The sequence below is a fragment of the Mesorhizobium muleiense genome (assembly GCF_900099905.1).
Classification (GTDB): Bacteria; Pseudomonadota; Alphaproteobacteria; order Rhizobiales; family Rhizobiaceae; genus Mesorhizobium; species Mesorhizobium muleiense.
The window spans coordinates 26,391-35,775 of the sequence record NZ_FNEE01000038.1; the positions used below are offsets into that span (position 1 = coordinate 26,391).

The following is a 9,385-nucleotide window of genomic DNA, read 5'->3' on the forward strand; positions in this document are numbered from 1 at the left end:
CCCGCCAAACCAGTAGCTCTTCACCGCCGCCCAAACAATCTCTCAATGTCGGCGAGCCTGAGCTCGATATAGGTCGGGCGGCCGTGGTTGCAGGTGCCGGACCCGGGCGTCGCCTCCATCTGGCGCAGCAGTGCGTTCATCTCTTCCGGCTTGAGCAGGCGGCCGGAACGCACCGAGCCGTGGCAGGCCATGGTCGCGGCTATCCTGTCCAGCCGCTCTTTCAGCGTGTCGACGGTGTCGTTGTCGGCGATCTCGTCGGCAAGGTCGCGCACCAGCTGCTGGACATTGGTTTCGCCGAGCATCGACGGCGTCTCGCGCACCGCGACCGCACCCGGGCCGAAGCGTTCGACGGCGAGGCCGAAGCGGGCCAGTGTTTCGGAATGCAAGGCGAGCCGCTCTGCATCCTCTTCCGGCAGATCGACGATCTCGGGCAAAAGCAGCATCTGCGACGGCACGGCGCGCGCATGCAATGCGTTCTTCAGTGCCTCGTAGACCAGCCGCTCATGCGCCGCATGCTGGTCGACAATAACAAGCGAATCCCTGGTCTGCGCGACGATATAGTTCTCGTGCACCTGCGCGCGTGCGGCACCCAGCGCCATGCCGAGTCGCGTCTCCGCCGCTTCGTCTTGTCCGGCGCGCGCGTCGGCGCTGTGAAGCGAACCGGCATCGAACGCCGCCTGATCGTTTTCGCCGAAGCCGCCATTTGCAGATCCTGCATCCAGCGGCCGTTGCGGCGAGCGGGCCGGATTGAAACCGGCGAAGCCGGAGGCCCGGTAGGCCGCTTCGTAGCTGCGATGGCCGTTGTCCGGTCCTGGATGCGCATAGGATGCTGCGCCTGGCCGGAATGCCGCCATCATGCCGGCCGCCCCTGATGTAGCGGCACGGATGCCGGCATTGGCCAGCGCCTCGCGAATGGCGCCGACGATCAGCCCGCGCACCAGCCCCGGATCGCGGAAGCGGACGTCGGCCTTGGCCGGGTGGACATTAACGTCGACGATGGCCGGATCGAGCGTCAGGAACAGCACCGTCACCGCATGGCGGTCGCGCGGCAGCACGTCGGCGAAGGCGCCGCGGATGGCGCCGGCAATCAGCTTGTCGCGCACCGGCCGGCCGTTGACATAGGCATATTGCTGCAGCGCGTTGGCGCGGCTGAACGACGGGATCGACACGTGGCCGGCAAGATGCACACCGTCGCGCATGGCGTCGATGGCGATCGCGTTGGCCGGAAAGTCGGCGCCCATCACTTGCGCGACGCGGCGCAGCCGGCCTTCCGGGCTGTCGTCGGTCGCCGGCAGTTCCAGCGTCGTGCGGTCGGAACCGGCCAGCGTGAAGCGCACGGCCGGGAAAGCGATCGCGATACGCTTGATCACGTCGCTGGTCGCCGAGCTTTCGGCGCGCTCGCCCTTCATGAATTTGAGCCGCGCCGGCGTGGCGAAGAACAGGTCGCGCACCTCGACCGTGGTGCCGCGATTGGCGGCCGCCGGCTTGACGGCGGACACGCGCCCGCCCTCGATGCCGATCTCGGCGGCGCTGTCGCCGTTGGCGGTGCGCGAGCGGATCGACAGCCGCGCCACCGAGCCGATCGACGGCAGCGCTTCGCCGCGAAAGCCGAGCGAGCGGATGTCGTGAATGTCCTCAGTGAGCTTCGAGGTGCAATGGCGTGCGATCGCCAGCGGCAGTTCCTTTTCCGGGATACCCGAGCCGTCGTCGGTGACGCGGATCAGGTTCAGCCCACCGCCGGCGGTGACGATCTCTATTCTGGCAGCGCCGGCATCGAGTGCGTTCTCGACCAGTTCCTTGACCACGCTTGCCGGACGCTCGATGACTTCGCCGGCGGCGATCTGGTTGATCATCGTTTCGGAAAGCTGGCGAATGGGCATGGGGGCACTATAGGCGGATTCGTGGGCGGTGGGAGGCTGAAATGCATTGACCTCTAGCAAGGGCAGCCAAACTATAACCGCTGCGCTCCGTCCCACCCCCCTCTGGCCTGCCGGCCATCTCCCCCGCAAGGGGGGAGATTGGCAGTTCACGCGTTCCGCCAGCCTTCAACCGTTGGAGATTGGCGAAGGCCGAGGCGACATCCGATCTCCCCCCTTGCGGGGGAGATGGCCGGCAGGCCAGAGGGGGGTGCTGTCCCGCCACGATGTAGAGATAGGAGTATTGTTGAAGTGAATGGGCTTGCTCCCCAATTGACTTAGTGGAAATGGTCGGGTGAAGGCCAAAATCAAATTGCCGTTGGAGGCGACATTTGGACGAAATCCTGGATTACTTAATGACAAAATTCGGTCGGTGGATACAGCGTCGAAAGGGTAGAATTGCCAAAATAGCGTGGTTCACAATCTGGACGGTTATTTCGATATCGCTAACGGTTTTTATGATTTATCTCCTGTATATACGAAATCTGACCATATAGATCTTCTATCGTCGGGTTGTTCTCAAGGAAATCCACGCAGCCGACCGCTCGTGCATTTCAAGTCATCAGCCTGGGCAGCGCTGCTGCCAGCGCGTCGACGGCAAGGCGGACCTTCAGCGGCAAGTGAGGCGTCTGCAGCCAGAGCGCATAGGCGTCGTAAAGAAATCCCGGCTGTTCCGGCAACAGCACGACAAGTGCGCCGGCCTGAATGCGCTCACGCACCAGCCAGTATGGCAGCCAGGCGAGCCCCATGCTGGCGGCCGCGGCATCGGCGATCGCAGCGAGGTCGTCGAGCCGCAGCCGGCTGACCGGCATGACCTCCAGCGCACGCTGGCCATCACGCGGAAACAGCCACGGTTGAACGACACGGCCCGAACGGCGGTAGATGATGGTTTGGTGGCTGCCGAGATCCTCTACCCGCCGTGGCTGCCCGTGCATCTCGAGATAGGATGGCGACGCGCAGACGACCATGCGCTGGCGCGCGACGCGACGCGCCATCACGCCGGCCTGGTCCTCCAGATTGCCGGTCCGGATGGCAAGATCGCAGCCATCCTCTGCAAGATCGGCGATGGGATCGCTGAAAGACAGGTCGAGTTCCAGAGCGGGATATCGCTGCGCAAGCTCCAGCAGGATCGGGGCAACGCAGCGCCGGCCGAAGTGTACGGGCATGATGACGCGCAGCTTTCCGCGTGGTTCGGAAAGTTGATCGGCCGCCAGTGCATCCGCAGCTTCGGCTTCAGCGAGCAGCATCCGGCAGCGCTCATAGTAGGCGCGCCCGAAGTCGGTCAGGCTCTGGCGGCGTGTGGTCCGGTTGATGAGGCGCACGCCCAGACGCTCCTCGAGAAACCGGACATGCTTGCCGACCATCGGTCCGGACAGATCGAGAGCGGCAGCAGTCGCCGCGAACGAGCCAAGATCGACGGTTTTGACGAACACGGCCATGCTCGTAAGGCGATCCATATTCGAAACTCCCAGTTTCTACTGTGTTGCCAAAGCAATCATTTATCTGCCGGATGGCCGGTGGCATAGCGTATTCGGTTCAAATATTTTGGAGTTATGGCCGCATGGCACGTGTTGTTCGCTTTCATGAGCATGGTGGTCCCGAGGTTCTGCGCATCGAGGATCTCGATATTCCCGCGCTCGGTCGGGGCGAGATTCAGATCCGGGTCAAGGCATTGGGTCTCAACCGGGCCGAGGCGCTGCTGCGTTCGGGCACTTATATCCAGACGCCGCCGTTGCCGTCCGGTCTTGGCCTTGAGGCAGCGGGTGTCGTCGAAGCGGTCGGCGAAGCCGTGCACGGTTTTGCGCCAGGTGACGCCGTCAGCGTCGTGCCGCCATTATCGATGGCCCGCTGGCCCGCCTATGGTGAGATTGCCACATATCCCGCCCATCTCGTGGCCAAGCACCCGCCATCGCTTACCTGGGAAGAGGCGGCAGCCGTCTGGATGCAATATCTCACCGCCTATGGCGCACTGATCGACATTGCCAAGCTCAGCAGAGACGACTTCGTCGTCATTACCGCGGCATCGAGCAGTGTCGGACTTGCCGCGATCCAGATTGCCAACATCGTTGGTGCGACCGCGATCGCGGTGACGCGGACATCTGCCAAGAGAGAGGCCCTGCTCAAGTTCGGGGCGGCCCATGTCGTCGCTTCAGCGGACGCAGATCTGGAAGCCCGGCTGAAGGAAATCGCCAGTCCGGACAACATCCGAGTGGTTTTCGACGCAGTCGGCGGCCCGATTTTCGAACCTCTGACGGCGGCGATGGCACGGGGTGGCATTCTCATCGAATATGGCGGCTTGAGCCCCGAGCCGACGCCGTTCCCGCTGTTCGATGTGCTGGCCAAGACGCTGACGCTGCGCGGCTATCTCGTCCACGAGATCACTGGCGATCCGGTGAAGTTGGAAGCTGCCAAGGCGTTCATCCTCGACGGATTGATGTCGGGTTCGCTAAAGCCGGTAATCGCCAAAACCTTTTCATTCGAGCAGATCGTCGAAGCGCATCGCTTTCTCGAGTCGAACGAGCAATTCGGCAAGATCGTCGTGACGGTTGATTGAGCATTAATGGGAGCCTCACGCCTGCGCCGCCAGCCAGTCCCGGACCTTGCGGGCATTGTCACTGAGGTCGCGGGTTCTCGACCAGATGACATGAAAGCCCTTGCCGGTCGTCATCGTGTGGCCGGTCGCTCGCACCAGCAGACCCGACGCCAGCAGGCGCTCGGCGAGGTGACCCCAGCCGAGCGCAATGCCTTGCCCTTCCATGACCGCCTGGATCACCAGCGCATAATCGTTGATGCGCAAGCCGCGCCCGGCATCGGTGATGTTGACCCCGGCCGAGGCGAACCACTCGTCCCAGCTCGCGGCTTCGCGAAATGGCTCTTCGAGATGGATGAGCCGGTGCGATGGCAGATCCTCGACGCTCTCCGGCAGTCCGAACCGCGCCACATAGCTTGCGCCGGCAACCGGGAATATTTCCTCATCGGCGAGCGGCAGCGAATGATAGTCCGGCCATCCCTGGGGTTCGCCGCCACGAACGCCGAGGGGAATGTCTTCGGCGATGATGTCGAGATCGCGGTCGGCGGTCTGGATGCGCAGGTCGATGCCCGGCAATTCGTCGCGGAACTGCTGCAGGCGCGGCATCATCCAGAACGAGGCGAAGGCGGTCGAGGCAGCGAGCGTCACATGGCCGCCGGTCGCCTGTAGGCGCAGATCCTCCGCCGACTTGCGGATGTGCGACAGGCCGAGCGAGACGTCGGCGTGGAAACGCTCGCCGGCTTCGGTAAGGCTGACCTGACGATGGCGGCGCTGGAAGAGTTTCGCGCCGAGCTGCTCTTCAAGCCCGCGGATCGCATAGGACACGGCAGCCTGCGTCATGCCGAGCTCCCGCCCGGCGGCGGTAAAGCTCGACAGCCGGCCGGCGGCCTCGAAAACGATCAGGCTGCCGGCCGAGGGCAGCAGATGGCGCAAGCTTCGCATAAGCTGAGCTTATACAAGTGATCAGGATTTTCCAGCGTCACAGCGATATTTCCTCTCGCTAGGCTGGTCGTCATTGGGAGGATAGAGTTGCCATGAACGCACCGGCCGCCGAAGTCACCGAACACGCCAACCGCCGAGGTGGCGGCCGCCTGGGCCGCAAGGCGCTGCGGGGAACTCCGATGGCGTCGTTTCCGACGCTGGTTCGCAACATACCCGCATACCAAATGGTCCCGGACGAGGCTGTCGAGCTGATCCACCAGGAGTCGCTGTCGATCCTCGAAGAGGTTGGCTGCGAGTTCCGCGACGACGAGGCCATAGCCCTGTGGCAGGCCGCCGGAGCCGATGTCTCCGAGACGCGCGTCCGCATTGACCGCGCGCTCTTGATGGAGCTGGTCTCGAAAGTCCCGCCGGAGTTCACGCTCAATGCGCGCAACCCCGAGCGCTCGGTCCGCGTCGGCGGCAAGAATTCCATCTTCGTGCCGATGTATGGCGCGCCTTACGTACGCGACCTCGACAACGTCAGGCGCTATGGCACGCTCGCCGACCTTCAGAATTTTCATAAGCTCGCTTACATGGCGCCGGCGCTGCATTCGTCGAGCTCGATCATCTGCGAGCCGATGGAAATTGCGGTGCCGAAGCGTCACCTCCACATCATCCATTCGGCGCTGAAGCATTCCGACAAGCCGTTCATGGGCATCGTGACATCCAGGGAACGCGCCGAAGACACGATGGCGATGGCGGGCATCGTGTTCGGCGAGGATTTTGTCCGTGACAACCCGGTGTTGGTCGCGATCACCAATTGCAACTCGCCGCTGGTATGGGACGCCACCATGCTGGACGCGATGAAGGTCTATGCGCGTCACAACCAGCCGTTGATCCTGGCGCCGTTCGCGCTGTGCGGCGCCTCGACTTCGGCCTCGGCGGTGGGAGCGGTCGCGCAGGTCAATGCCGAAGCGCTGGCGGGCGTCGCCTTCACGCAGCTGCTGCGTCCCGGTTCGCCGCAGATCTACGGACAGTTCATGGTCACGGTCGACATGAAGACCGGCGCGCCGATGGGTGGCACGCCCGAGGCCGCCCAGATGATGTATCTGATGGGAGCACTGGCGCGGAAATACCGGCTGCCCTGGCGCACGTCGGGCTTCCATGTCGGGTCGAAACTGAACGACGCCCAGGCGGGCTACGAGGCGAACATGCTGATGCATGCCGCTATCCTTGCCGGCGCCAACTACATTTGGCACTCCGCCGGATGGCTCGAGGCCGGCCTGACCTGCGGCTATTCAAAATTCGCGACCGACTGCGAACAGCTTGTCGGCTGGTACAAATATGCCGGCGGCCTGCCGTTCGACGATTTCAAGGAAGCGATGGCGGCGATCCGCGAGGTCGGGCCGCAGGGCCATTTTCTCGGCACCCAGCACACGCTCGAGCATTTCCAGTCCGCCTTCTTCATGCCCAGCATCATGGACTTCAATTCCTACGAACAGTGGAAGGCTGAAGGGGCAAAGGACCACGACACGCGCGGCCGCGAGAAAGCGCGCAACATGCTCGCCGATTATGAGGAGCCGAAGCTCGATGACGGCATCGCCGATGGTCTCAAGGATTTGATCGCGCTGCGCGAGGAGAAGCTGCCGGACAGCGTTAGTTAATCCACGGGCGAAGACCCAAAGGCAACCATAAGGGAGGAAATAATGGCACTCTTCAGAAACAACGGTGATCGTGTCCCCAGCGTTATCGAGGCGATGGCTGAAGAAGCCCGCTCGGGCCGGATGGACCGGCGCGAGTTTCTGGCGCTGGCAAGCGCGTTCGGGGCATCGACTGCCCTTGCCTACGCTATGATCGGTCTTGCGGTGCCGGGACGGGCTTTGGCCGAAGAGCCCAGGAAAGGCGGAACGCTGCGCGTATCTATGTCGGTGAAGGCGCAGAAGGATCCGCGTACTTACGACTGGGTGGAGCTTGCGAACATTTCGCGCTGCTGGCTCGAGCCGCTTGTCCGCTACACCCGCGAATTCACTTTCGAGCCGGTCCTGCTCGAGAGCTGGGACGTCAACGACGACGCCACCGAATACGTGCTGCATCTGCGCAAGGGCGTCACCTGGAACAATGGCGACGCCTTCAACGCCGACGACGTGGTCTACAATCTGACGCGCTGGTGCGAGAAGGATGCCGCCGGCAATTCGATGGCCGCGCGCGTCGGTGCGCTGATCGACGTCAAAACCGGCAAGGCCAGGGACGGGGCGATCACCAAGGTCGACGACAACACGGTCAAGCTGACGCTGAACGAACCTGATATCTCGCTGATCCCGAACTTCACCGACTATCCAGCGCTCGTCGTCCACCGCAAATTCGATGCCGATGGCGCCGATCCGCTCGCCAAGCCGATCGGCACAGGGCCTTTCGAGCTTGTGTCTTATTCGGTCGGCCAGAACGCGGTCGTCAAGCGTCGCGAGAATGGCAAATGGTGGGGCGGTGAAGCGCCGCTCGACAGCGTCGAATTCATCGACTACGGCACCGACTTCAACGCCTCGGTGAATGCATTCGAATCCGAGGAAATCGACGTCAATTTCGAGACGCCCGCCGACTTCATCGACATCCTCGACCAGATGGATCTGGTGAAATCGGAGGTCGCGACAGCAACCACGCTCGTTGCCCGCACCAACATCACGCACAAGCCTTATGATGACCAGCGGGTACGCAACGCCCTGCAAATGGCCGTCGACAACAATGCGGTGCTCGATCTTGGCTACGCCGGGCGCGGCACCCCAGGTGAAAACCACCACGTCAGCCCGATCCATCCGGAATATTTTCCGCTGCCCAAGAAGACACGCGATGCGGCCGGCGCCAAGAAGCTGATGGCCGAGGCCGGACAGGCCGATTTCGAGCATGAACTGATCACCGTCGAGGACGATTGGCAAAAGAACACCGGCGACGCGATTGCCGGCCAGCTGCGCGATGCCGGGATCAAGGTGAAGCGCACGGTGCTGCCGGGGTCGACCTTCTGGAACGACTGGACGAAATACCCCTATTCCATGACCATCTGGTACATGCGCCCACTCGGCGTTCAGGTGTTGGCGCTCGGCTATCGCACCGGCGAGGCCTGGAATGAAACGGCGTATTCGAATCCTGATTTCGACGCCAAGCTCAAGCAGGCCCTCTCACTCATCGACGTGGAGAAGCGCCGCGAGGTCATGAAGGACGTCGAGCAGATCCTGCAGGATTCGGGCGTCATCATTCAGCCGTTCTGGCAGAAGCTGTACAGCCACATGAACAAGAAGGTGAAGAACTACGCGGTCCACCAGACTTTCGAGATGGATCTCCAGAACGTCTGGCTGGACGCCTGAGTTAGCTCCCAAGGCTGGCAATGACCCGCCGGCACCCGTTGCAGAAAACAGGTGCCGGCGGACCGCAAGCCATTGAAATCAGTGAGTGCGTCAAACATGTCCGACGACGAGATCATCCTTTCCGAGCTTTCCGACGACGAACTCGTGCAGCAGATGCACGACGACCTTTATGACGGGCTGAAGGAAGAGATCGAGGAAGGCACCAACATCCTTCTCGAGCGCGGCTGGGCGCCTTACAAGGTGCTGACCGAGGCGCTGGTCGAAGGCATGCGCATCGTCGGCGAGGATTTTCGCGACGGCATCCTGTTCGTGCCGGAAGTGCTGTTGTCGGCCAACGCGATGAAGGCGGGCATGTTCATCCTGCGTCCGCTGCTTGTCGCCACCGGCGCGCCGAAGCAGGGCAAGATGGTGATCGGCACCGTCAAGGGCGACATCCACGACATCGGCAAGAACCTTGTCGGCATGATGATGGAGGGCGCCGGCTTCGACGTCATCGACCTCGGCATCAACAATGCGGTGGAAAAATATCTCGACGCCATCGAACAGCACCAGCCTGACATCATCGGCATGTCGGCGCTGCTGACGACGACCATGCCCTACATGAAGGTCGTCATCGACACGATGAAGGAAAAGGGCATCCGCGACGACTACGTCGTGCTGGT

General features: G+C 62.6%; 7 protein-coding genes. 4 read left to right on the forward strand and 3 right to left on the reverse strand.

The window, feature by feature from the left end:
* Window positions 1-20 precede the first annotated feature (20 nt).
* Window positions 21-1,880, reverse strand: coding sequence for a DNA mismatch repair endonuclease MutL (gene mutL, locus BLT09_RS32315; RefSeq protein ID WP_091600522.1), 1,860 nt, complete (start codon window positions 1,878-1,880; stop codon window positions 21-23).
* Window positions 1,881-2,470: 590 nt separating this feature from the next.
* Window positions 2,471-3,373, reverse strand: a complete 903-nt coding sequence (locus BLT09_RS32325; RefSeq protein ID WP_091600524.1) for a LysR family transcriptional regulator — start codon at window positions 3,371-3,373, stop codon at window positions 2,471-2,473.
* Between the two features lie 104 nt (window positions 3,374-3,477).
* Between BLT09_RS32325 and BLT09_RS32330 the strand changes: the two genes are divergently transcribed.
* Complete coding sequence (locus BLT09_RS32330; RefSeq protein ID WP_091600525.1) at window positions 3,478-4,470, forward strand: zinc-dependent alcohol dehydrogenase family protein; 993 nt, start codon at window positions 3,478-3,480, stop codon at window positions 4,468-4,470.
* 15 nt (window positions 4,471-4,485) lie between these two features.
* Here the strand turns inward: BLT09_RS32330 and BLT09_RS32335 are convergent, their stop codons facing one another.
* Entirely contained in the window at window positions 4,486-5,388 is a 903-nt protein-coding gene (locus BLT09_RS32335; RefSeq protein WP_091600526.1) for a LysR substrate-binding domain-containing protein, read from the reverse strand.
* Window positions 5,389-5,480: 92 nt separating this feature from the next.
* Between BLT09_RS32335 and BLT09_RS32340 the strand changes: the two genes are divergently transcribed.
* The 3 genes from BLT09_RS32340 to BLT09_RS32350 form a co-directional block, all read left to right on the forward strand.
* A complete protein-coding gene (locus BLT09_RS32340) occupies window positions 5,481-7,031 on the forward strand; it encodes a trimethylamine methyltransferase family protein (RefSeq protein ID WP_091600527.1) in 1,551 nt (516 codons plus the stop codon).
* A gap of 42 nt (window positions 7,032-7,073) precedes the next feature.
* Window positions 7,074-8,723: an ABC transporter substrate-binding protein gene (locus tag BLT09_RS32345; protein ID WP_091600528.1), complete on the forward strand. Its 1,650-nt coding sequence runs from the start codon at window positions 7,074-7,076 to the stop codon at window positions 8,721-8,723.
* A gap of 96 nt (window positions 8,724-8,819) precedes the next feature.
* The coding region (locus BLT09_RS32350; protein WP_091600529.1) for a corrinoid protein at window positions 8,820-9,385 on the forward strand (566 nt) is incomplete at its 3' end.

What these genes read in the sequence shown, in the direction of transcription:
- mutL (WP_091600522.1), bottom strand. Translation starts at nt 1,880, where the DNA reads ATGCCCATTCGCCAGCTTTCCGAAACGATGATCAACCAGATCGCCGCC.
- BLT09_RS32325 (WP_091600524.1), bottom strand. Translation starts at nt 3,373, where the DNA reads ATGGATCGCCTTACGAGCATGGCCGTGTTCGTCAAAACCGTCGATCTT.
- BLT09_RS32330 (WP_091600525.1), top strand. Translation starts at nt 3,478, where the DNA reads ATGGCACGTGTTGTTCGCTTTCATGAGCATGGTGGTCCCGAGGTTCTG.
- BLT09_RS32335 (WP_091600526.1), bottom strand. Translation starts at nt 5,388, where the DNA reads ATGCGAAGCTTGCGCCATCTGCTGCCCTCGGCCGGCAGCCTGATCGTT.
- BLT09_RS32340 (WP_091600527.1), top strand. Translation starts at nt 5,481, where the DNA reads ATGAACGCACCGGCCGCCGAAGTCACCGAACACGCCAACCGCCGAGGT.
- BLT09_RS32345 (WP_091600528.1), top strand. Translation starts at nt 7,074, where the DNA reads ATGGCACTCTTCAGAAACAACGGTGATCGTGTCCCCAGCGTTATCGAG.